The sequence below is a fragment of the Eubacterium sp. BIOML-A2 genome (assembly GCF_009680135.1).
In the GTDB taxonomy this organism is placed as follows: domain Bacteria; phylum Bacillota; class Clostridia; order Lachnospirales; family Lachnospiraceae; genus Faecalicatena; species Faecalicatena contortus_B.
The window spans coordinates 1-24,727 of the sequence record NZ_WKZK01000060.1; the positions used below are offsets into that span (position 1 = coordinate 1).

The 24,727-nt window shown below is 46.5% G+C and carries 19 protein-coding genes; 14 read left to right on the top strand and 5 right to left on the bottom strand.

Going from position 1 to position 24,727, the window contains the following annotated elements; all coding sequences use genetic code 11:
- Positions 1-344: 344 nt before the first annotated feature.
- From sdaAB to GKG43_RS18405, 3 genes are all read left to right on the top strand, one after another.
- On the top strand, positions 345-1,010 hold the full coding sequence (gene sdaAB, locus GKG43_RS18395; RefSeq protein WP_055155226.1) for an L-serine ammonia-lyase, iron-sulfur-dependent subunit beta: 666 nt from the start codon (positions 345-347) through the stop codon (positions 1,008-1,010).
- A complete protein-coding gene (gene sdaAA / locus GKG43_RS18400) occupies positions 1,011-1,880 on the top strand; it encodes an L-serine ammonia-lyase, iron-sulfur-dependent, subunit alpha (RefSeq protein ID WP_050642389.1) in 870 nt (289 codons plus the stop codon).
- Between the two features lie 272 nt (positions 1,881-2,152).
- A complete protein-coding gene (locus GKG43_RS18405; RefSeq protein ID WP_055155225.1) occupies positions 2,153-4,774 on the top strand; it encodes a cation-translocating P-type ATPase in 2,622 nt (873 codons plus the stop codon).
- 161 nt (positions 4,775-4,935) lie between these two features.
- Here the strand turns inward: GKG43_RS18405 and GKG43_RS18410 are convergent, their stop codons facing one another.
- Positions 4,936-5,694, bottom strand: a complete 759-nt coding sequence (locus GKG43_RS18410; RefSeq protein ID WP_050642387.1) for a glutamine amidotransferase — start codon at positions 5,692-5,694, stop codon at positions 4,936-4,938.
- Complete coding sequence (locus GKG43_RS18415; RefSeq protein WP_055155224.1) at positions 5,691-7,052, bottom strand: Mur ligase family protein; 1,362 nt, start codon at positions 7,050-7,052, stop codon at positions 5,691-5,693. Before GKG43_RS18415 ends, GKG43_RS18410 begins: the two co-directional genes overlap by 4 nt.
- A gap of 308 nt (positions 7,053-7,360) precedes the next feature.
- Here GKG43_RS18415 and GKG43_RS18420 point away from each other — a divergent pair, with 308 nt between their 5' ends.
- On the top strand, positions 7,361-9,790 hold the full coding sequence (locus GKG43_RS18420) for a cation-translocating P-type ATPase (protein WP_050642385.1): 2,430 nt from the start codon (positions 7,361-7,363) through the stop codon (positions 9,788-9,790).
- Between the two features lie 140 nt (positions 9,791-9,930).
- Here GKG43_RS18420 and GKG43_RS18425 read toward each other — a convergent pair whose 3' ends face one another.
- Together GKG43_RS18425 and GKG43_RS22985 are read right to left on the bottom strand one after the other, a co-directional pair.
- Positions 9,931-10,644 (bottom strand): J domain-containing protein, encoded by a 714-nt coding sequence (locus GKG43_RS18425; protein ID WP_050642383.1) that lies wholly within the window; start codon positions 10,642-10,644, stop codon positions 9,931-9,933.
- Between the two features lie 1,004 nt (positions 10,645-11,648).
- On the bottom strand, positions 11,649-11,825 hold the full coding sequence (locus tag GKG43_RS22985) for a hypothetical protein (protein WP_167702523.1): 177 nt from the start codon (positions 11,823-11,825) through the stop codon (positions 11,649-11,651).
- Positions 11,826-11,949: 124 nt separating this feature from the next.
- Between GKG43_RS22985 and GKG43_RS18430 the strand changes: the two genes are divergently transcribed.
- The 5 genes from GKG43_RS18430 (at position 11,950) to GKG43_RS18450 (ending at position 18,476) form a co-directional block, all read left to right on the top strand.
- Positions 11,950-12,885: a DUF1848 domain-containing protein gene (locus tag GKG43_RS18430; protein WP_055155222.1), complete on the top strand. Its 936-nt coding sequence runs from the start codon at positions 11,950-11,952 to the stop codon at positions 12,883-12,885.
- The gene (gene fliB / locus GKG43_RS18435; protein ID WP_242857658.1) at positions 12,852-14,081 is read left to right on the top strand and encodes a flagellin lysine-N-methylase; all 1,230 of its coding nucleotides are present in this window, start codon (positions 12,852-12,854) and stop codon (positions 14,079-14,081) included. The genes GKG43_RS18430 and fliB overlap by 34 nt, the downstream gene beginning before the upstream one ends.
- Before the next feature lie 26 nt (positions 14,082-14,107).
- Complete coding sequence (locus GKG43_RS18440; RefSeq protein WP_129879615.1) at positions 14,108-15,148, top strand: alcohol dehydrogenase; 1,041 nt, start codon at positions 14,108-14,110, stop codon at positions 15,146-15,148.
- 98 nt (positions 15,149-15,246) lie between these two features.
- A complete protein-coding gene (locus GKG43_RS18445) occupies positions 15,247-16,578 on the top strand; it encodes a D-alanyl-D-alanine carboxypeptidase family protein (RefSeq protein ID WP_055155220.1) in 1,332 nt (443 codons plus the stop codon).
- 299 nt (positions 16,579-16,877) lie between these two features.
- Positions 16,878-18,476 (top strand): AAA-like domain-containing protein, encoded by a 1,599-nt coding sequence (locus GKG43_RS18450; RefSeq protein WP_330612176.1) that lies wholly within the window; start codon positions 16,878-16,880, stop codon positions 18,474-18,476.
- Positions 18,477-18,724: 248 nt separating this feature from the next.
- On the opposite strand, the gene GKG43_RS18455 is transcribed toward GKG43_RS18450, so the two are convergent.
- The gene (locus tag GKG43_RS18455) at positions 18,725-19,696 is read right to left on the bottom strand and encodes an AraC family transcriptional regulator (protein ID WP_129879617.1); all 972 of its coding nucleotides are present in this window, start codon (positions 19,694-19,696) and stop codon (positions 18,725-18,727) included.
- A 212-nt stretch (positions 19,697-19,908) separates the two neighbouring features.
- Here GKG43_RS18455 and GKG43_RS18460 point away from each other — a divergent pair, with 212 nt between their 5' ends.
- The 5 genes from GKG43_RS18460 to GKG43_RS18480 are packed head-to-tail and all read left to right on the top strand — an operon-like array spanning position 19,909 to position 24,720.
- Positions 19,909-21,102 (top strand): MFS transporter, encoded by a 1,194-nt coding sequence (locus tag GKG43_RS18460; RefSeq protein ID WP_055155261.1) that lies wholly within the window; start codon positions 19,909-19,911, stop codon positions 21,100-21,102.
- Between the two features lie 36 nt (positions 21,103-21,138).
- Positions 21,139-21,582 carry a DUF6379 domain-containing protein gene (locus tag GKG43_RS18465; protein WP_050642376.1) on the top strand — a complete coding sequence of 148 codons (444 nt, stop codon included), beginning with the start codon at positions 21,139-21,141 and terminating at the stop codon, positions 21,580-21,582.
- Positions 21,583-21,603: 21 nt separating this feature from the next.
- A complete protein-coding gene (locus GKG43_RS18470) occupies positions 21,604-22,590 on the top strand; it encodes a sugar phosphate isomerase/epimerase (RefSeq protein WP_050642375.1) in 987 nt (328 codons plus the stop codon).
- A 10-nt stretch (positions 22,591-22,600) separates the two neighbouring features.
- Positions 22,601-23,584, top strand: coding sequence for a sugar phosphate isomerase/epimerase family protein (locus GKG43_RS18475; protein ID WP_050642374.1), 984 nt, complete (start codon positions 22,601-22,603; stop codon positions 23,582-23,584).
- On the top strand, positions 23,581-24,720 hold the full coding sequence (locus GKG43_RS18480) for a Gfo/Idh/MocA family oxidoreductase (protein ID WP_050642373.1): 1,140 nt from the start codon (positions 23,581-23,583) through the stop codon (positions 24,718-24,720). Before GKG43_RS18475 ends, GKG43_RS18480 begins: the two co-directional genes overlap by 4 nt.
- Positions 24,721-24,727: the final 7 nt, after the last annotated feature.

The window sequence follows — 24,727 nt, forward strand, 5'->3', positions numbered from 1 at the left end:
CCTTAGAAATTCTTGGTGGGAAACAGCCCTGAAAATGGAGAGATTTTTGGATTCCGAATCCAAAAATCAGCTGACCCAGCGCGAGAAATCATCGGGATTTCTCGTGATGTGTCAGTGGTGCTCCATTTTCAGGGCTGTTTCCCGCCTAGAATTTCTTAGGCCCGCGGCCGCATTTTTGAAAGGACATGGATGTTCTCCGGGAGGTTTTCGGCTATCCCTTTATGGAGCGTCCCCATCCGCGCCGAAACTAAAGCTCGTCGCTAAATCCCGATTTTATGGATATTTATGGTGGAATCTGTTATAATGATTAGCGAATAGTTTTGGCTGGAGTTGGAGGATTTGGTATGAATATTTTTGATATTTTGGGCCCTGTTATGGTGGGTCCTTCCAGTTCCCATACCGCGGGTGCGGTACGAATTGGCTATATCACCCGCAGGCTGTTAGGAAGCAGACCGGTAAAAGCGGAGATCGGGCTTCACGGGTCCTTTGCGGCGACAGGAAAGGGACATGGAACGGATCGGGCTGTTGTTGCAGGGCTTTTGGGGATGAAACCGGATGATATGCGGATCCCGGATAGTTTCAGGGTGGCGGAGCAGGAAGGGATGGAATTCCGGATACAGAATGTACAGATACGGGAGGCGCACCCGAATACAGCGCTGCTGAAAGTGTGGGGGGAAGAGGGACACACGGTAGAGGTACAGGCCTCATCTCTGGGCGGCGGACGGATTATGCTGAATAAATTGGACGGAATTATGGTAAACTGTACAGGAGAATGTCCGACCCTGATTGTACAGAATCATGACAGGCCGGGGCATGTGGCGGCTGTTGCATCCATGCTGGCGGAGGATTCGATTAATATCGCCACGCTTCAGCTTTACCGCGGGAAGAAGGGCGGTGACGCCGTGATGGTAATTGAGATCGACCAGTGCGTGCCCGAGGCTTCTATCAGATGGTTTGAACAACAGGATGGTATTATGAAAGTGACATATATTGACAGGGAGGATGCATAGATGGCTTATCAGTCTTTGGAAGAAATCAGGCAGGTCTGCTGCGAGAGGGAGATTCCTTTCTGGCGGGCTGTGCTCCTGGATGATATGAATGAGCGGACCGTCAGCGAAGAAGAATCTTTCCAGACGATGGAGGCGATGTGGGACGCCATGCTGCGTTCCAGCGACTCCTATGATGAAAAACTGGTTTCCAGCAGCGGGCTGGTCGGCATGATGGGCGGACAGATGGAAAAATACCGGAAAGAGGGCGATACTCTGTGCGGGGACTTTGTGTCCAGAGTGATCGTGCAGGCACTGCAGATGGGAGAATCCAATGCCTGTATGAAGCGCATTGTAGCGGCTCCTACGGCAGGGGCCTGCGGCGTGATACCGGCCGTGCTTGTGCCTTTGTACCGGGCTGGAAAGGCGGACAGAGAGAAGATTGTGCACAGCCTGTATGTGACGGCGGGAATTGGACAGGTTATCGCATCCCGCGCCTTTATCGCCGGTGCTGCCGGGGGATGCCAGGCAGAGGTGGGGACGGCTTCTTCTATGGCGGCCGGCGCCCTCGTTTACCTGAAAGGCGGGGATAACAGCCAGATTATGCATGCGGCAGGGATGGCCCTGAAAAACCTGCTGGGGCTGGTTTGTGATCCAGTAGCAGGACTCGTGGAGGTTCCCTGTGTCAAGCGGAATGTGATCGGAGCTGTCAATGCACTTTCTTCAGCAGACATGGCGCTGGCCGGCATTACAAGCAGGATACCGCCGGATCAGGTGATTGACGCTATGAGGGAAGTGGGAGAGTCTATGCATGTTTCTTTGCGGGAGACCGGTAAGGGCGGAGTTGCAAACACGCCCCGCGCAAAGGAAATCGTAGAACATCTGGGAATGTGAATTCAAATGTAAATTCAAATGTGAATTCAAATGCGAATTGGAATTTTCCCTTGACATACCCGGGCTTGCTGTATTATGATAATCACTAATAGAAGGGAGTAACTAGCGCTCTTTGGAGCGTTCGCGATGTCGTCAGGACGATGGCCTTCCATCCGTATCGTGATTAAATGGTGAGACTTTTATTGCATTACATAATATGCAATAGGAGTCTCTTTTTTTGTCCCATTGAATGGAAAAGGCTCCATATTGTATAAAGAAATGGAGGATCATACATGAAAGAATTTTACCAGATTTCTGCAGAGGAAACGAAACAGAGGATCAATGGAACCATGGAGCCGCTGACTGCAGAAGAAGTGAAAAAGCATCAGGAAAAGTACGGCCCAAATGAGCTGGTAGAAGGTAAGAAAAAGACGACAGTACAGATATTTCTGGAACAGTTTAAGGATTTCCTTGTTATCATACTGATCGTGGCAGCAATTGTCTCAGGCTTTCTGGGAGACGCCGAGAGCGCGGTAGTTATTTTGATCGTTATTACCATTAATGCGATTCTGGGAACAGTACAGACTGTAAAAGCGGAACAGTCTCTCAACAGTCTGAAAAAGCTTTCGGGACCGGAGGCAAAGGTACTGCGCGGCGGCAATATCGTGCCGATTCCCTCTACAGAAGTAACGGTAGGGGATATTGTCATGTTGGATGCAGGTGATTATATTCCTGCTGACGGTCGGCTTCTGGAGAGCGCGAGTTTAAAAGTAGATGAGAGCGCTCTGACGGGAGAAAGCCTTGGAGTGGATAAAAATACTGCCGCGATTGAGGGGGAGGTTCCTCTGGGCGACAGAATTAATATGGTGTACTCGGGCAGCTTCGTGACATACGGCCGCGGTTCATTTCTTGTAACCGGGATCGGTATGGAAACCGAGGTCGGAAAGATTGCGAGCCTGCTCAAGACGACTTCTGAAAAACGTACCCCTCTTCAGATAAATCTGGATCAGTTCGGACAGAAACTGTCCATTATTATCCTGATATTCTGCGCAATCCTATTTGGTATTAACGTCCTGCGGGGCGGCAATATCGGTGATGCCTTCCTCTTCGCTGTGGCGCTGGCAGTTGCTGCGATACCGGAGGCGCTGAGCTCTATCGTTACAATTGTGCTTTCTTTCGGTACACAGAAGATGGCAAAAGAGCATGCGATCATCCGAAAGCTTCAGGCGGTGGAAGGACTGGGCAGCGTGTCAATTATCTGTTCCGATAAGACAGGAACACTGACACAGAATAAAATGACTGTGGAAGATTACTATGTGAACGAAACGCGGGTACCTGCAAGTGAGATCGATATTAATCGTCCGGCACACAGTAAGCTGCTGCTGTGCAGTATACTCTGCAATGATTCTACAAATGTAGACGGTGTCGAGATAGGGGACCCAACGGAAACAGCCCTGATTAATCTGGGAAGCCGTCTGGGCGTATACGCACAGGATGTGAGGGAAAAGTATCCCCGTGAAAGCGAAAATCCTTTTGACAGTGACAGAAAGCTTATGGCAACAAAACATACGATAGACGGGAAGCATGTTATGATTGTTAAGGGCGCTGTGGATGTACTGCTCAATCGGATGGAGTCGATTCAGATCCAGGATGAAGTCAGAAAATTTGAACAGGAAGACCGCAGAAAAATTGAAGCCCAGAATCAGGAATTCTCCAGGGGCGGCCTGCGTGTACTTGCATTTGCATATAAAGAAATCGGGGAGAACCAGGAATTGACTCTGGAAGATGAAGACAATCTGACGTTTGTAGGACTGATTGCCATGATGGACCCTCCGCGTGAGGAATCAAAGGCGGCGGTAGCCGAATGCAGGGGAGCCGGGATTCGTCCGATCATGATTACGGGAGATCACAAGGTGACAGCGGCAGCCATTGCCAAGAGGATCGGTATTTTGGAAAATGAATCAGAGGCATGTGAAGGCGCAGAGATAGACAGTATGTCTGACGAAGAATTGAAAGATTTTGTGGAAGGTATTTCTGTTTATGCACGCGTATCTCCTGAACATAAGATCAGAATTGTCAGGGCGTGGCAGGAAAAGGGGAATATCGTATCCATGACAGGCGACGGCGTTAATGATGCGCCAGCCCTGAAGCAGGCGGATATCGGTGTTGCCATGGGAATCACGGGCAGTGAAGTATCAAAGGATGCAGCCTCCATGGTTCTGACAGACGATAATTTTGCAACGATTGTTAAGGCGGTTGAGAATGGCAGGAATGTCTACCGGAATATTAAGAGTTCCATTCAATTCCTGCTATCAGGGAACTTCGGAGCTATTCTGGCGGTGCTGTACGCATCCATTGCCGGACTGCCGGTTCCTTTTGCACCAGTGCACCTGCTGTTCATCAATCTGCTGACAGACAGTCTGCCGGCAATTGCGCTGGGGCTGGAACCGCATTCAAAAGATGTGATGGATGAGAAGCCAAGGCCCATGAATGAGTCCATATTAACCAGGGATTTCCTGACTAAGATCGGAACAGAAGGCCTGTGCATAGGGATTACAACAATGATTGCTTTTCTGATCGGATACCGCACGGGCAACTCCGTACTGGCAAGCACGATGGCTTTTGGCACACTGTGCACTGCGAGACTTGTACACGGCTTTAACTGTAAGGCAGACCGGCCGGTCGTATTTACAAAAAGGGTATTCAATAACATCTACCTGATTGGGGCCTTTTTGCTGGGACTAGTATTAATTACTGGCGTTATGGTTATACCTGGCCTTCAAAACGTGTTTAAAGTACAGTCATTGACCCTGGGACAGCTCTTTACCGTATACGGGCTGGCGGCAGTTAACCTGCCGGTAATTCAGTTGATAAAAGCTGTCAAGGAGGCGGTGCGGAAACGGAAGGTACGATGAGAAAGTACGCCGCTGCAGCCGGAAATAAGTATGGGCGTGAGCGGGTTACGGGAGTAAGCTAAAGGAAAGCAAAACAAAAGAAAACCGGGGCAGCCTGGACACATCGTGGGAAGCATTTATGGCTTCTCGTGATGAGACAGGGCAGCCCCGGTTTTCTTTGATTAGGTGTGTCTTTTTATGGTTTCTTTGAGGATATATTTTTTATCGCTGTAACGGTCTGTGATGTAACTGTTTGCCAGATGTTCCAGCTTGTCCGTCAGCGGGTCCAGTGGAATATCTTCCCCGTATTTTCGTTTCAGCGCCTTTGCAAGCAGATAATCGCAGACGTGAGGGTTCTTGGGGAGAAGGGGGCCGTGAAGGTAAGTTCCTATTACGTTTTTGTAAACGACTCCTTCGTAACCGGATTTGCCGGTGTTGCCCAGACCATAGAAGACTTTGCCGAAGGGGGTGTGGTTTCCTATGTGAGTACGCCCGCCATGGTTTTCAAATCCTACAACAGGGGTATCGAAGAGGGGGCTGTTCAGGACGATGTTGCGGATTAGCCGTTCAGGTTCCCACTCTGTTGTGATGTCCAGGATGGACAGGCCCTCTATGTTTTTTTTATCTGTTTTGTAATATTTACCTAACAGCTGATAACCTCCGCAGACTGCAAGTACTACACCATCGTTCTCTACGTAGTCCTTAAAATCCTGCTTAATATTCTGAAGCTGGCCGCAGACCAGTTCCTGTTCACGGTCTGAACCGCCTCCGAGCAGGATAATGTCCAGTTTTGAAAAATCAATGGCGTCCCCGGATAGAAAGGGGATCACCTCGGCTTCTATTCCGCGCCATTCCAGCCGCTTACGGAAACATTGGATATTGCCGCGGTCACCGTACAGATTCAAAAGATCAGGGTATAAATGTCCGATTGTCAGTTTCATGCTGTGGCGCCTCCTTTCCCGGCTTTTTCTAATTCAGTCAGCATATGGTTTGTACTGTAAAGGCCGGAATAATTTACGATGACATAAAGATTGCCGGTTCCGTTTTCCGTGCGTTCCTGAACCGTTGCACGCAGATTTGTGGTGGAATCACAGGGAATGTCCTCATATTTTAACCGGAGCCCCATATCATGGCGGCGTGTGCCGGTGGTAGTAATAGTGGCGGCCTGTGCGTCGGCCAGATATTGAAAGTCTACATCCCAGAGCCAGGAGATATCTTCTCCGTCCTGATAGGTGTCGTTGATCTGAATGATAATGTCTTTCGGCTTTTTATCCTTTAATACAAGAGAAATCTTCTGCTGAAAACCAATGGGGTTCTTTGCAAGATGGAGTTGAACCCTGGCGCCGTTGATCGAGAAAATACTTTCGCGGTTATTCCCGTAGTCAAAGGTTTCGATCATTTCCTGGAAATGGGTCCTGTCTGCCTCAAGTGCATTGAGCGCCGCGTACGCGGACAGTGTATTGTAAATGTTGTATGGTGTGCGTGCGGTTGAACGGATGTCCATTCCGTCCATATGAAATGTATAAAGCTCATCGTGCAGTTCGATTTCAGAGGCCGTGAAATCGGGCTCCGGACGTTCTAAGCCGCAGCTGGGGCAGTGGTAGATACCCAGCTGTCCATAATGGAAGAAGTCATATTCCAGCTTCTTGCCGCAGGAACGGCAGAAGATGCTCTCCCGGATCTCGGAACGGGAAATATCGTCAAATATCTGCTCACTGATGCCGTAAGTGATAAACGGATTCTCACTTTCAGCGGCAAGGGTATAGGACAGGACATCATCACAGTTGATGATCAGTTTTGTGTCCGGTACGCTGGTGACGGCTGTCTTTAACTTATGGAAAGTGATGTCAACTTCACCGAATCGATCCAGCTGGTCCCTGGAAATGTTTGTAAGAAGGGCACAGTCTGGTTTCAATTGGGGGAGCACGCGGACGGACGCGATCTCATCCACTTCAATACAGGCATAATCTGCATCCAGCCTGCATTGTTTGTCAGTTGCAAGCACAAAGGCAGAAATAATTCCGTTGAGCATATTGGCTCCGGTACGGTTAATAATCACTTTTTTCCCTTCTGCTTTTAATGCATGATACAGAATACTGTTTGTCGTTGTTTTGCCGTTCGTTCCCATGGTTACAATCGTTTTTTCTCTCACCATTTCCGCCATGGCGGATAAGATGCGGGGATCAATGATCCGTGCAACATAGCCCGGCAGGGTAACGCCGCTTCCTCTATTCAGTTTTTTAATCAGATAGCTGGTGCATTTAGCACATTTAATTGCGAGTATGCTTCTTATTCTCATAATTTTATATCAACTCTTATCCTTTTCTTGAAATACTTGTACTATTATAATAGAAACGGATACAGAAAACAAGGAATTTGAAAGGATTTCGGCATTTTGCAGGTACAGGTTGTTACTGTTCGCATCATACGGGCGTACACAGTAACGGCATAGAACTATATTTTGTGGGACATTCGGTTTTTAACGAAAGAAATTATAAAGATTTAATGAAGCCTCTGGAAATTCATTTTCAGTGTGATAGAATGGAAATGACTAAAACTGGAAAATACCGAAGATATAGAATCTGAGAATGAGGTGGAATAAGATACATGCAGAAAAAAAGCAGACAACAGGTGATTGAGGAGAAAAAAGACAGGAGGATTCCGACAACCAGGTACCGCCCCGAGTACCGTCAGGGGCTGACGAACCAGCAGGTGCAGGAACACCGTCTGCATGGCTGGACGAACACGGCGGTGGATCCGCCGGCCAAGACAACGAAGGAAATCATCCACAGCAATGTATTTACGTACTTTAACCTGATATTTGTAATTCTTGCTATTCTTTTATGTATAGCTGGGTCTTTCCGTGATCTCACATTTCTTCCGGTCATTATACTGAATACCTTGATTGGTATTGTACAGGAGGTGCGGGCAAAGAAGGTGCTGGATGACCTGACGATGCTGAATGCGCCCCACGCAACTGTTGTGCGGGATGGACAGAAGTCTGTGATTGACGCGGAAGAGCTGGTGCTTGATGATATCGTTATCTTCAAGGCGGGCAGCCAAATATGTGCAGATGCGGAAGTCTGTGCCGGGGAGGTACAGGTGAACGAATCGCTGCTGACCGGAGAATCCGATGAGATCGTGAAGAAGAAAGGCGACGAGCTGATGTCAGGAAGCTTCGTTGTGTCCGGACAGTGCCATGCAAGGCTGGAAAAGGTCGGCATGGATTCCTATATTTCAAAACTGACAATGGAAGCGAAGGAAATGCAGGAAGGAGAGCAGTCAGAGATGATCCGCTCTCTGGATAAACTGGTAAAATGCGTGGGTATTGCGATCATACCGATTGGAATTGTACTGTTTGTCCAGGCATTTTTCTTTCAGAATGAAGGCTTTCAGTCCAGTATCACTTCCATGGTTGCTGCAATTATCGGCATGATCCCGGAGGGGCTCTATCTGCTGGCGAGCGTGGCGCTGGCGGTCAGCTCGGTGCGGCTTGCCCAGAAAAAAGTACTGCTTCATGATATGAAATGTATCGAGACACTGGCCCGGGTAAATGTGCTCTGTGTAGATAAGACAGGAACGATTACGGAAAATACGATGAAGGTGCAGGAAGTGATTCCTGCGGACGGTTACGATGAGAAAGAGATGCAGCCGTTGAGCATGCTGATCGGAGACTTTGCGGCGGCGATGGATCAGGACAATATTACAATGGCGGCCATGAAAGAATATTTTCAGAACGCATCGGGTAAAAAGCCGCTGAGCAAAACCGGGTTTTCTTCTGCCACAAAATATAGCAGCGTCACTTTTGAGGATGAGGTTTACGTGCTGGGAGCGCCCGAATTCGTATTGAAGGACAAGTATGAAACCTATGAGGAAGAAATTACCGGATATGCTTCACAAGGCGCCAGAGTCCTGGTATTTGGCCTTTATGACGGTGAGATTGACGGGAAGGCTTTGGAACAGGGAATTACCCCATTAGGATATATTCTCCTGGCAAATCCGATTCGCAAAGAGGCAAAAGAGACATTTACCTATTTTGCAGAGCAGGGCGTTGAGGTTAAGGTTATTTCGGGAGACAACCCCGTGACGGTATCGGAGGTGGCCAAAAAGGCCGGCATTGCCAATGCGGAGAACTATGTAGATGCTTCCGCTCTTACATCGGATGAGGATGTCCGTAAGGCAGTGCTTGGGAATACCGTATTCGGCAGGGTAACACCGAATCAAAAACGGCAGTTCGTCCAGATTCTGAAAGAGGCCGGGAAAACGGTTGCGATGACGGGGGACGGTGTCAATGATGTGCTTGCACTCAAGGATGCAGACTGCAGTATAGCGATGGCTTCCGGAAGCGAAGCCGCAGCCCAGGCATCACAGCTTGTATTGCTGGAATCAGATTTCTCCTGTATGCCCCAGGTCGTTCTGGAGGGCCGGAGGGTCGTAAACAATATCCAGCGGTCAGCCAGTCTGTTTCTGGTAAAGAATATATTTTCCTTCCTGCTGTCTTTGTTCTCTGTTGTATTTATGATCACATATCCGCTGGAACCGTCGCAGATATCTCTGATCAGCATGTTTACAATCGGAGTGCCTGCGTTCTTCCTGGCGCTGGAGCCGAACAAGAACATCATCAAGGGGCATTTCCTGACAAATGTATTCCTGAAAGCCCTGCCCGCTGCGCTGACAGATGTACTTGCAGTGGGGGCGCTGGTCGTATTCGGGCAGACATTTGGCGTGAATTCAAAAGACATATCCACAGCCGCAACGATGCTGCTGGCGATCGTCGGGTTTATGATTCTTTATAAGATCAGCGCGCCGATGAACATCATGCGTACAATCGTAGTAGCGGGCAGCATAATAGGACTTCTGTTCTGCAGTATCTTCCTGAACAACCTGTTTGCTATAACCGGTATGTCCACAAAATGCGTTATGCTGTTTATTGTATTCTCAATAGCTACAGAACCCGTGCTGCGGTACCTCACATCCTTGTTGGGAAAACTCAGAATATACTACCTGCGCCTGCGGGGGAGAGTCGTGGAGGAGTGAGGGGGGATCGGCTTGTGGGGGACGCCTCCAAACCTCCCTATGTCCGGTTTCGGCGGCTGGGCTCATCAAGGCGGGACAAAACCCCATCCCTTTGGCGGCACTGACGGGAGAGGCGTATGTTTTCCTTTAAAACTTTTTGATTAAGCAACTGCGTAGCTTAAGAGTTTTTTGAGGGTGTTTTGAAACTGTTTGTATTGGGAACGGAGTTTTAGTTTTTCTGTGCTTGTTCTATTTTGTTCTACGTAAGCGTCGTATTTGTCGAACAGGATGTGGTAATCCATGTGCTGTTTTTGGCCCCAGCGAACCAGGACCCAGTTCATGGCATCGCTCTGCCAGTAGCTCATGGGGATCTCTGCCGATCTCAGGATGGAGATGTATTGGATGGCCTGCATGGACAGAGAACTAAGCTGCTCGGTAAGTTCTATCTCGTATTTATCTTTTTTACCTAATCTTTTGAAAATTTTAAGAGGCAGTGCTTCTTTTTTTGAGTGAAGTTCCATCAGACTCCCGCTCTGTGAGACGATCTCATTCAGGCGGCAGGCCGCATTCCAGTATGTTACAAAGGATGCGGAAGAATCCGCGCTCTCTTCCTCGGGCTTTCCCACCGTATATGTGCGGAATACCCTGTTGGGCTTTCCAACCAGTTTTCGATTGTACTTACTGCGCCTGTCCGGGTTGGCGAGTGTCCGGTATGCTTCCAGTATCTCCTGCATGTAGCCTGTGGTGTCTATGTCATTATGCATATTGGCATCCGGATGGTATACTTTTGCCAATGCATTTTTCGCGCTGGTAATTTCTTCAAGGGTTGCCTCTCTGGATACTCCGAGAATGTCATAGTATGTACGGGTTTCCATCGTTTCCTCCTTATTCCTGTTTCATTATTTATTCTCCCACAATTAATATTACGATAGGATCACAAAAAAATCAAGATCGGGATTCAGCGACGAGCTTCAGTCTCGGCGCGGATGGGGGGACGCCAAGCAGACTGTAAGCGGCAAGCCCTCCGGCCTGTAGGGTCGGTTTAAAATCCTGACCGCTTAACGAAGAATCTCTAAGAGACCCAGAGGCACCCGGAAGGGCACATCCGGCATGCGCTGAAAAAATTGATATTTTTTCAGCACAGGCCGGATTGAAAATTGATTTTGGAGAATCAATTTTCATCCCTTCCGAGTGCCTCTGGCTCTCTAAGAGCTTCTATTCGTCCGCTATAAGGCGTTTTAAACCGACCATACAGGCCGGAGGGCTTGCCGCTTACAGTCCGCTTGGCTGGTTCATCCGACCGGGAGTAAAGAACTCGTTCCCAGGTTGGGAGCCCGAGACGGGGGCGGCGGATGGAATTGGCTATGTGTATCATGCATTTTATTGAGTGGATTTTAAAGCTTCGACCTATATACTCACGGGTAAAAAGCGCTCAAAAACTTACGTTGATATAAACGAAGCACCAATTCCATCCCATACGCTGGCCCCGTTCGAGGCCCTACATTAGAGACGGGGCTTTTCCTGCCGGTTGGATGCACCAGCTCCATGATGGGATAGCCGAAAGCCACCCTGGGAATATACCTGCCCTTTCAAAAACGCTCAGAGCGGGCCATAGAAATTCCTGGTGGGAAACAGCTGTGAAAATGGGGGATTCTTTGATCACCGAATCAAAGAATCAGCTGACCCAGCGCGGGAAATCATCGGATTTCCCGTGATGTGTCAGCTGTACCCCATTTTCATGGCTGGTTCCCACCTGGAATTACTTAGGCCCGCGGCCGCATTTTTGAAAGGGCAGGTATATTCCCAGGGCGGCTTTCGGCTATCCCATCATGGAGCGTCCCCATCCGCGCCGAGGCTAAAGCTCGTCGCTATATCCCGATTACTGGAACATATTTTCTACGTAGTTCCGCATTTCTTCCCGGCTGTGTTTCTGTCTTGCTTCATCAATCACCTGCTTTTGTTCAGCATCTGATAGATGGGAAAAGTGATTCAGGGCATCGGAGTGCTGTGCCAGTGCCATGGTAAAACCGATCGGCAGTTCTTCATTATTTATCATTAACAAACCTCCTTTCATGAGGGAATTTAAATTTAGTATGTGTTAGTTTTTTGACTTCATACCTGTAAATCTGAGCAGGATAATGGTATACTATTAAAAGAAAATATGGGAATGAGGGATTTTTATGATATTGAGTGTCAGCCGGAGAACCGATATTCCGTGCTGTTATCCGGATTGGTTTTATAAACGCGTGGAAGAAGGCACTGTCTGCGTGCGTAATCCATTCCGGCCGCATCAGATCAACGAGATTGCGATCACGCCGGAGGTGACTGACTGTATTGTATTCTGGACGAAAAATCCCGAACCTTTGATTGCAGAATTGAGCAGATTGGATGAATATTTATATTATTTCCAGTTTACTTTGACAGGATACGGAAAAGATATTGAGCCGGGACTTCCTGATAAGGCGGCTTTGATAGAGGTGTTTCAGAAACTGGCTGGGCGGATTGGCAGGAAACGGATGATATGGCGGTATGATCCGATTTTGCTGAATCCTTATTATACAGCCCGTTTCCACCTGGAGGCTTTTGAAAAAATCGCTGGGAATCTGCAGGGGTGTACGGAGAAGGTTGTTGTGAGTTTTATTGACACCTATAAAAACACCAGGCAAAATGCGGATATTTTGAAGCTGAAAAAAACAGAGGCGGGAGAACTGGAACGGTTAGCAGGACAGCTTGCAGAAACGGCGGGCCGGTATGGAATGCGCATGGCGGCATGCGCGGAAGAGATGGAATTTGGCAGGACGGGCATAGAACATGGGGCATGCATTGATAAGAGCCTCATAGAGGAACTTGCCGGATGTGAACTTAACGCCGTACGGGACAAGGGCCAGAGGCCGGGATGCGGCTGTATGGAGAGCATCGACATTGGGGCTTACAATACATGCATGAATGGGTGCAGGTATTGTTATGCCAATTACAGCGGGACTGTTCTTAAGTCCTGCAGGGAGAGGTTTGCTGTCAGTTCGCCGCTGCTTTGCGGCAGCATAGGAGCGGATGATATTGTTAAAAAACGGGCGGTGAAGTCATGGAAGAATCCGCAGATCCGGCTTCCGTTTTAAGAGAAGGAGAGGAAAGCATGCAGTATACGGCGCCACATTATTATAGGGAGTTTCATTGTACTGCAGATCAATGTCCGGATACTTGCTGCGCAGGCTGGCAGATTGCAATTGATCAAAAGTCATTAAAAAAGTACAGGAGGAAAAAAGGAATCCTTGGAAACCGCCTTCACAATGAGATCGACTGGAAAAACGAGAGCTTCCGTCAGTATAAGGGGCGCTGCGCATTTTTGAATGAGGAAAATCTGTGTGATCTTTTTCTGGAAGGAGGAAGCGGGATGTTCTGCAGGACATGCAGGTTGTATCCGAGGCATGTGGAGGAATTCGAGGGACTTCGGGAGATTTCCCTGTCCCTGTCCTGCCCGGCCGCCGCACATTTGATTTTGAATTGTCAGGAGCCTGTGCATTTTATTCATCAGGAAAAAAGGGGGATCAGAGGAGAGGAGTATCAGGATTTTGATTTTCTGCTGTTTACTAAGTTGATGGATGCCAGAGAGGTTATATTTCGGATTCTGCAGAGACGCAGTATTCATATGGAGGTACGGATGGCCATGGTACTTGCACTGGCCCATGATTTGCAGCAGCGGATAGATAAAGAGGCATTGTTTGAAATAGATAGTCTGCTCCAACGGTATGAAAAGCCTGGCGCGGCAGAGTGGTTTCATAAAAAAACAGAGGAAGCCGGCCAAAAGAAAGGAGAGAGGCGTGCCTGCGTGTACAGGGAGGCATTTTTGGTATTCGATGGTCTGGAAGTGCTTCGGGATGACTGGAGAGCTTTTTTGCATCAAAGCAAAGAAATTGTGTTAGCCCAGGCGCACGGATACGAAGAACGAAGCCATATTGAACCGGGGTACAAGGAGGAAGGCATTCTTGAAATATCCGGCAAAGCGGGGGAATATGATACGGTGTGGGAACAGCTGATGATTTATTTTGTATTCACGTATTTTTGCGGGGCTGTATATGACGGGAATGCTTATGTAAAGATGAAGTTTTCCTTGTTCGGCACGCTGATGATCCGTGAGATGTCCAGATCAGCCTGGGTCAGGAAGCAGGGAAGAGACAGCCTTGCGGATGTGGAAGAATCGGCCCGCCGTTATGCCCGGGAGATTGAGCATTCGGATTTTAATAAGAAAAAACTGGAAGAACTGTTGGATGATGAGGAAAGATTTGGTCTGGAAACTTTTTTCCTGATGCTGTAAGGAAAGTTTGAAACGGAGGTTTGGCTATGAAAGCAGTTGTTTATAAGGGAAACGGAATTATAAGTCTGGAAGAACGTCCTTTGCCTGAGATTCAAAAGGACACAGACGCAATTGTAAAGGTGACGGTGACAACCATCTGTTCCAGCGACATACATATCAAGCATGGGGCTGTTCCGCGGGCAAAGGAGAACATCGTACTGGGCCATGAATTTGTGGGAGAAGTGATCCGAATAGGAAGAGCGGTTAAAAAAATACGCCCGGGGGACCGTGTTGCCGTTAATGTAGAAACGTTCTGCGGAAAATGCTATTTCTGCCGCCACGGATATGTCAATAATTGTACGGATAAATATGGGGGATGGGCCCTGGGCTGCCGAATCGACGGAGGGCAGGCGGAATATGTCAGGATTCCTTTTGCCGATAACGGTCTTACAAGGATCCCGGATACCGTTTCAGACGAAGCCGCACTATTTACAGGTGATCTGCTCTCAACAGGTTACTGGGCGGCTAAGATGGGGGATATCAAGCTTTCCGATACCGTTGCAGTGATCGGGGCAGGTCCTGCAGGGATTGCGGTTATGAAGTGTGTCGGACTGTATAATCCTTCTAAGATTATAGGGATTGATACGGATGATCTAAGGCTGGACCTGCTAAGACAGCATAAGATCGCCGATGTCACCTTAAATCCACTGAGAGATGATGTGATAAAGGCCATAAAAGAACTGACAGACGGGCGGGGAGCGGATTCCGTCCTCGAGGTGGCAGGAAGCAGGGAGACCTTTGAGATGGCATGGATGATTGCAAGACCAAATGCGGTTGTAGGAATTGTTGCAATGTACGAAGAGGATCAGGTACTTCCGCTGCCAAAGATGTACGGAAAGAACCTTACCTTTAAAACAGGTGGAGTGGATGCCGCGAATTGCGAGGATATCCTGCGCCTGATTGAGAATGGCAGGCTGGACACAGAATGTATGATCACCCACAGGACCACGCTGGATTATATAATAAAGGCATATGATATTTTTGAGAATAAAAGAAACGGTGTCGTGAAGTATGCCGTTTACGTCTAGAAATGCAGAAGAAACAGCTTATTCTGCGGTTTAGTTGTTCTAAACTTACCCTCCCTCTACTATATTGGTAATAGACGATATAGCAGAGGGAGTTTTATATGAAAGCAGCACTGGCGGTATTATTAAGCGCACTACTTTGTGTACAGAATGCATATGCAATGCCGGCAAAAGAGTATATTGTCTATGAAGACACTGCAGAATTACAGGAAAATACAGAAGAAGTGCAGGAGGACACGCAGCAGGGCACAGAAAACACGGAGAACAGCGATACGGCGGCGGAAGAAAGCCGGGAAACCGTTTCGGAAGATACAGGCGGTACAGAGGGGGAGGCGGCTGACACACAGACTGCCGGTCCGGAGGTAAGCGCGCCGTCTGCAATTCTTATGGAGGCGTCCACCGGAGAGGTCATCTTTGAGAAGGATGCGGACACAGCCCGTCCTCCTGCAAGTGTAACAAAGATTATGACCATGCTTTTGATTTTCGATGCTTTGGCCGATGGAAAAATCAAGCTGGAAGATCAGGTGACAACCTCTGAGTTTGCAGCATCCATGGGCGGTTCGCAGGTATTCCTGGAGCCCGGGGAAACACAGACAGTAGATACGATGCTGAAATGTATTTCCGTGGCCAGCGCGAATGATGCGTGCGTTGCTATGGCCGAGTACATATCCGGAAATGAAGAAGAATTTGTTAAACAGATGAATGAGCGGGCAAAGGGGCTGGGAATGGAGAACACCCATTTTGTCAACTGCAACGGCCTGGATGTGGATGGGCACGTGACAACGGCAAGAGATATCGCCCTGATGTCCAGGGAGATGATCACAAAATACCCGCAGATTCATGATTACTGCATGATTTGGATGGAGAATATCACGCACACAACGAAAAAAGGAACCACAGAATTCGGGCTTACCAACACAAACAAGCTGGTAAGACAGTATGAATATGCGACTGGTCTTAAGACGGGATCTACGGGTCTTGCCAAATTCTGCGTATCAGCAACTGCAAAGAAGAACGATATTGAAATGATCGCGGTCATCATGGCGGCAGAGGATTCCAAGGCCAGGTTTAAGGATGCGACCACGCTGCTGAACTATGGATTCGGAAAATGCCAGGTTTATAAGGATGAGAAACAGGAAAAGCTGAAAGATATAAAGGTAAAGGGCGGTGTAAAAGAGACGGTACCCTGTGAGTATGCGGGCAGTTTTAGTTATCTTGACACCAGCGGAGCAAACATGGCAGGGATTACAAAAAAGCTGAAAATAAAGAAAAGCCTGGATGCTCCGGTGAAGAAGGGGGATAAGGCAGGAAGTCTGGTTTATGAACTGGACGGGAAAGAGATCGGGAAAGTAGATGTTATTGTATCTCAGAATGTGAAAAAAGCGGGATTTCTGGATTATCTGAAAAAAGTTGTTTCTAGGTTCAGGACGTAGCCTGTTGGCTACGTTCTGTCTCTCTGTCCACATGCATATGATTTTATGCTCTGAAACCTGTACAGATACCTTACACATGGACATGGTATGACCTGAATTGTAACATGGAAACATGAAAATGTTAATTTCGGGAAGAAAACATTTATAGCGAAGAATGGAGTGAACTAAAGATTGTGCATTAACATGGGATAACGTATAATAAAAGAAGAAATTCAGGGAGACGGGGAATATATAGAGTTTTCTGTTAAGTATAAATGGACAAAGGTTTGGTATAATTCGATGAAAGGATGGAGGTGTGTATGATGGTGAAATGTTTTAATACAGAAGGTGTCTGCCTGCCAGAATTGCATTATATGGTCAATGTCAACAGGCAGCTGAATGAGATCAAAATGCTTGTGGATGCGGGCAAGTATTTTACCATCAACAGAGCAAGACAGTATGGAAAAACGACGACGATCCGGCAGCTGGTGCAGATGCTTTCAGAAGAGTATATAGTGTTTTCCTTAAGTTTCGAGGGAATGGGGGATTTTGCCTATAAAGAGGACTCTAATTTCTGCAAGGAATTTAGCGGTCTTTTATGTGAGACGATTGATTATGGAGAAACCAAGGGAGTTCCGCAAGAAATCTATCAGATGCTGGCAGAGTATGCAAACGGAGATAAACAACTTTCCTTAAGAGAATTTTCAAATGTGATTTCACAGATTTGCAAGGAGAGTGTTCACCCAATGGTTTTGATTATTGACGAGGTAGACTATGCGAGCGGAAAGCCTATTTTTTTAGATTTTCTAGGAATGTTAAGGAATAAGTACCTGAAAAGGACCGACAGACCTACTTTTCATTCAGTGATTTTAGCCGGGGTACATGATATTAAAAACTTAAAGCTAAAAATGCGCAGTGAAAGTGAAAGGCAGTATAACAGCCCTTGGAATATTGCTGCTGATTTTAATGTAGACATGAGTCTTTCGACCGACGAGATTGCAGGGATGTTGCAAGAATATGAAGACGATTGGCATACTGGCATGGATATAATGGGGATGGCTAAAATGATTTTTGATTATACATCAGGCTATCCTTATCTGGTTTCCCGTCTTTGCAAGATTATCGACGAAAGGATTGCTAACAGCGAGGTCTGCCCAGACAAGCAGTCTGCTTGGACAAAATCTGGATTTCTGGAAGCTGAAAGGCTATTGCTGCAGGAGAAAAATACACTATTTGAATCATTGATTAATAAGCTGTCAGATTACCCGGAAATGGATGAAATGCTATACGCGTTACTGTTCTCTGGAAGGGGAATTGCTTATAATGCCTTGAACCCGGCGATTGAGATTGCGTCTATGTTTGGGTTTGTGAAAAACAGAGATGGCATGGTAGAGCCGGCGAACAGGATATTTGATACGTTACTCTATAATTATTACTTATCTGCAAATGAAATGCATGATAAAGATATTTATAAAGCATCCCTAAAGGATAAGAACCAGTTTATCATCGGCGGTCATCTGAACATGCGGCTCATACTGGAAAAGTTCGTAGCGCATTTTACAGAACTATACGCTGACAGTGATGAAACTTTTTTGGAAGAGGAGGGAAGAAAGTATTTTCTGCTTTATCTCAGACCGATCATCAATGGAGTAGGGAACTATTATATTGAATCCAGGACAAGAGGGATGCGGCGTACAGATGTGATAGTTGATTACCGTGGGGAGCAGTCTATTGTAGAGATGAAAATCTGGCATGGAGAGGAATACAACCGCCGGGGAGAAGAACAATTAGCAGTGTATCTGGATGATTACCAAAAAAATAAGGGATATATGATTAGCTTTAACTTTAACAAGAACAAACAAGTTGGCGTACACGAAGTGTTTGTAAAGGATAAGATTTTGATTGAGGCAGTCGTATAAAGAATGTAAATATGCCGTGGATATAGATTCTGCGGCATATTTTCAGTATCACCTGCGTAGATATGGAACAAGCAGTAAGTGTCTATCATTTTTAAACGACGCATGCGTTGCTATGGCCGAGTACATATCCGGAAATGAAGAAGAAAAATATCACGAACCATGTGGGAGCGGCGTCCCCTGCATGGTTCGTGATATTTTATAAAACCTGAGTTGTTAAATATAAATAACCGGTTATTTTTTTATGTGTACTATACTTTCGGGTGATCACAATCAAAATAGTGATGCTTCCTCATGATTTGCAGCCCCTGCTGTGGAGTATAAATGTATTGTTCCATTTTTCCGTCCTGGCTGTATTCTTCAATCGGCGCCATAAGAGATGTCTTTTTTCTGAATTCTTTCAGCGTCATGTTATATGCCTGCTGAAACCGCTTATTCAAATATTTACTGTCAGAGAATCCACTTTCCAGACAAATATCTGTAATATTCATATCTGTTTTTTTCAACAGAAGTACTGCGTGCTCAAATCGTAAAGAATTCACATATTCCTGAAAGGACATTTTCATAGCGTCTTTAAAAAAATGGGACAGATATGTTATCGACAAGCCTTCTTTTTCTGCAAGTTCCGAAAGTGTTATTTTTTCCCTATAGCGCTGGTGGATATAGGTTATGATTCGTGTCAGCCTGCGGTCCTTGTTCCTGGCGTTGACGATTTCTGTATCTTTCAGCATATGGTATGGCACAAATGCTGTAAAGTACCAGAATAACCGGTACAGGTCTCTGACACAACGAAGCTCAAAACCAGGCGCTCTAAAACAGTAGTTATAGCCAAGGTTAAAACAAGTATGGATGATATCCAGGGCTTCAGCAAATGGAGTGATGGAAGTGACATTGCTGGTATTAAAACGTATATTTTGGATTGCAGGGTAATGCGCGGCGCAAAAAGAAGGGTCTGCCTGGATGGTCAAAAGGATGCAGTCACTCTGTCTGCTATGTAATGTATGGAATTCATCCGGGTTAAATAATGCTATCTCACCGGGACCGAGGTCGAATTCTTCTGTGAGTGTCTTGACATGAAGGCCTCCTTCAATAACCTGCACGATCTCAAAGTCATGGTGCATGTGAGGGGGACGGTAGGTCAGATTAATCAGAAAGAAGTTGACATTGCTTACCTGTGTATGCGGGATTCTTTCGTATTCATTTACATCATGAATGTGGTCCATGGTTCCCCTCCTCCTTTGCTGTTACAGTGAATTCAAGTTACATTATAGATAAAAAACAGTTATTTAGCAATATATGAACATAAGATAAAACCACAAACTTGTCGTTTCTGTACAACAAGTTCTCCTTTGTAATTCACTTTAAATATCACTATAGTATAGTTATCGATAGCTAAAAGGTTCATGAATCTGAAAAATGAAAAGGAGAATCAAGCATGAGTGATAAAATGAAGGCAAAGGTATCGCTGCTGCTGTCAGCCATGGGAATGATGACATTTTTGGCGCCGGCAGCGGTTATAGCAGCGATGGTTCAGGAGTTTCCGGATACCAGCGTATCCCTGATCCAGATGATAATTTCTATTCCATCATTGATTTCTATCCCGCTGGGGCTGGTTGCAGCCAGACTGGCAAAACGCTTTTTAAAAAAGACATTGATTATTTTTGGTACGTGTTGTTATTTGGTCGGAGGCATACTCCCCTATTTCTTCCATTTTAATGCACAGGTCATTCTGGCATGCTCCTGTATCATCGGTGTTGGCATGGGGATCGCTATGACCGCGCTGACAGCACTGATTTGCGAGTTTTTCGAAGGCGCGGAAAGAGGCGGGATGCTTGGGCTATATGCTGCATTTATTTCAATCGGGGGAACCGTAAGTTCACTGCTGGGCGGCCGGTTAGGAGCATCCGTATGGTATCATGCTTTTCTGGCATATTTGATCCTGATACCGATTATTATTCTGGAATGTATTCTGCTGCCTAAAGGACATTTGGATCAGGAAGAGGAAAGCGGACAGATCAAGCAAAGCAGACGTATGTCAAAGCAGGTGTGGATGATCGCATTGACAGGATTTGTGTTCTATGTCTGCATCAATGTATTCAATAATAATGCAGCTGTGCTCGTGGCAGAGAGATCTTTGGGAGGCGCGGTAGAGTCCAGTTACATCACGACTTGTTATACCATAGCAGGGCTGGTTACAGGATTTTTTGTTGGGAAAATTGTTGTGAAGTTAAAAAGGAAGACGATTGCTGCGGCTTATGCACTGGGTGCAGCAGGACTTCTGATAGGATTTCTTGGGAATAGTGTCGTATTGATTTGCATGGGGGCATTTATAACAGGTGTGGGCTTCTGCATGTTTGCGTCCACGGCCAACTTCCACGTATCCGAGATGAGCACGCCGAGTACACTGACTTTTTCCCTTGCTTTTCTGTCTGCGATCATCAATCTCGGACAGGCATTTTCGCCGGTCGTAGTCAATCTGGCATCCTCAATGATTGGACCGGATGCCGGCAGCCGCTTTATCATGGCCGGAATTGGAAGTATTGTAATTGCTGTACTGGCATTGCTGTTTGTTAAGAACAAAAGCAGCCAGGAAGAGATCCGGGCGGCAGCTGTACAGGAAGGCAATTAAGAAGGGAATGTAATGAATAGAACAGGAGGACAAATCATGGGATTTGTAATGAGAGTCAAATTAACAGAAACATTAAGAGACGGTACCTTAAAAAATTATTATGAAAACAAAAGAAAGGCGGGTTATCAGTTTGACTTAAGGCTGGCATACTACCGGGGCCATTATTTATCAGTCATTGATGAACTTGCTGTTGAAGTGGATCATGAAAAAATAGAGGAAGAGTCCATACGGTTCTGTATCAATGGAAAAGAGTTTATGCCGAATCAGTTAAAAGAAGCATATTACGAATTTTGGAGCATTAAAGATCCGGCGACCATTAAAATCAGAAAGGAAGGCGGGCTGAAGGCTGGAGAGCACCGGGTTAAGCTGACTCTTATGCTTCGCAATCCGTATCTTCCCCAGCCAGGGGCCGAAGATAGGTATACACCGGTGGACAGCTGTGATGAAAAGATCATGATTCTCGAAGATACAATTGCTTAAGTCAGAAAGGATGGTATAAAGATGAGTAATATAAAATTAGGTGTTACAACGCATTCCTATGTGGCAGAATGGGTTGACGATAAAGCGACTCTGGAGGATATGGTGCGGCATATAGCAGAATTAGGGTGCGACGGAATGGAGATTGTTGCGACCTCAATGTTTCCGGAGTATCCGTATGTCAGTGATGCATATGCAGGTGAAATCAGGAGATATGCTCAGGATTATGGCGTAAAGCTGGTTGCGGTCAGCGGTAATATGGACCGCGGCAAGAGAAAAGACAGGAATCTGACGGATGAAGAGATGCTTGCTGTCGTAATACAAGATCTTCAGAATGCAAACAAACTGGAGTGTCCGGTACTTAAATCACAGTTTTTAATCTCCCCAAGGGTCATGCAGAGAGCAGCTAAATATGCCGAATTCTATGGAGTAAAACTCACGATTGAGATCCATAACCCGGAGACGCCTTCCAGCCATATCATGACGGAGTACTACAATATGTTTGAGGAGACGGGCTCCGCATATCTGGGATTTGTGCCTGATTTTGGAATCTTTGCAGACAGGCCGAATAAGGCAGACTTAAACAGAGCCATTGAAAACGGTGCGGACAGAAAAATTGTAGAATTAGCAACACAGCTTCGCTATGACGGAGTATCAAGAGAGGAAGGCCGTCAGATCTTGTCAGCTAAAAATGCGACACCATCTGAAATGAACTTGTTTGAATCCATGTATGGATATATGCAGTTCTCGAAGAATCCTGACTTTGATGGGTTAAGAAAAATCATGAAGTATTGCCCGCATATGCACGGTAAATTCTTCGAGATTCTGGATGACGGAAGCGAAGCTACGATTCCTTACGACAAAATCCTGAGAGTTTTAGATGAGGAAGATTATGACGGTTATGTCGTATCAGAGTTTGAAGGACAGATCAAGCCCGGAAGAAGTTCTTTTGATTATGTGAAGCGGCATATCCGCCTGGAACAGTCAATACTGGCGGAAATAAGGGGATAGGAGGTGCCGCATGAAATACAGTTTAATGTCGCTCATGGTCAACGATGAGCTGAAGGTAAAGAAACCGAATTTTATACATATGATGATGATGAAAGAGTTTGGGTACGAAGGCGAAAACCCCACAATTGATGAAGTGTTTGAATTTCTGAACGGACATGGTGTGCCCGTCAAAAATGGCAGTATGACCTTCGAGGATTATGTAAAATTTGCAAAAGATGCCGGCTATGACGGTATAGACATGATGGATTTTCATTTAGAGACGGAAGGGAAAGAAGCAAAGAAGATATTAGAACAGTATGGGATCACTTTATCTTCTGTAAATATTATCATTCCTTTTGCGAATGCAAAGACAAAAAGTAAATTTGAAACTATGCTGGGAAGGGCAAAGCGCCTGATCAGCCATGCACACGAGGCGGGGTGCCGCAATGTACTGCTTATGCCTTCTGTTTATACGGCAGATGCAGATATTACGAGAGAAGACGCATTCCATAATATGGTTAACGGCTTGAAGGCCTGCGTGGATTATGGAGAAGAAATAGGAATGACAATCAGCACGGAGACACTGGAAAGCATTGCGGTGCCATACTGCAGCTGCGGCGAAATGGAACGTATCTTTCAAGCGGTAAGGAAGCTGAAATATACCCATGACACAGGAAATCCATTAACTGCATTGGAGAATCCGGCAGAAGTGTATGAGATATTCAAAGACAGGACAGTATCGGTTCATTTTAAGGATTTTGCGTATAGTACGGCAGAAGACGGGATTCTCTGCAACGATGGGAGAAAGGTTGTCAGTGTTCCGTTTGGAGAGGGGGCGGTAGATTTCAGGGAACATTATGATATGCTGCTCCGGGATGGATACCAAGGGTTCATAACAATAGAAGGAAGTGTTCCGGCAGATAATTCCCTGGATAGCGCAGTAAAATCTCTGCAATATTTTAAGAATATGGAGAGAGAGGAAAGAGAAAAACTATGGGGAGGCAAACCGGAATGAGAAAAAATCTGAGATACGGCATGGTTGGCGGAGGACCCGGCGCATTTATAGGAGACGCACACCGGAGGGCGATCAGCGTAGACGATACGGCGAGGCTTGTGGCGGGCTGCTTCTCAAGGGATCCTGAGAAATCGAGAGATCATGGGGAGGCATTGGGGCTGGATACAGAGCGCTGTTATGAGAACTATAAGGAAATGGCCTTGGCGGAAGGAAAAAGAGAAGATGGGATTGACTTTGTGGTTGTGGTTACTCCCAATGCCACCCACTATGAGGTGTGTAAAGCATTTTTAGAAGCCGGGATTCATGTGGCATGTGATAAGCCGCTTGCAACAGACAGCAGCCAGGCGGAGGACTTAAAGAGGATTGCCGATGAAAAGGGACTGCTCTTTATGGTTACTTATACCTATATGGGACACGTGACCGCAAAATATGTGCGTGATTTAGTGAAAAACGGAGAAATAGGCCCGGTCCGCACTGTCATGGCAGAATACCCTCAGGGCTGGCTATACAATGAAAAGGATTGGGGAGGAAAACAGGGCGAGTGGCGCTGTGATCCAAAACAGTCAGGCAGGGTGAACTGCCTGGGAGACCTGGGAACCCATGTAGAGAATGCGGTCACAATGATGACCGGGTTAAAAATAAGACGGGTGCTGGCAAAAATGGATATTGTTGTTCCGGGAAGAAAGCTGGATGACAATGACCAGGTTCTGGTTGAGTATGAAGGCGGGGCAACAGGAATCAACTGGACTTCCCAGTTTGCCATAGGATGTGATAATAGCCTGCGAATCAGAATCTATGGTTCAAAAGGCACCATTCTATGGTTCCAGGAGGCCCCGGAAGAAGTAACTTTGATTAAAGAGGATGGTATTCCGCGCCTGGTGAAAAGAAGTTATCCTGCAATTACTCCGGAAGCAGCCAGATACGGACGCCTTCCGGCCGGACATACGGAAGGCTGGCTGGAAGCGATGGGCAATCTGTATGACAGCTTCGGGGAATGCGTGGCAGCAAAAAGGACCGGAACCTTTACAGAGGAAATGATTGATTATCCGACAATTGGATATGGCATTCAGGGACTGAAGTATGTAGAGGCATGCCTTAAGAGCCAGGAGCATGGAAATGTATGGGTTGAGCTATAGAGAAGAA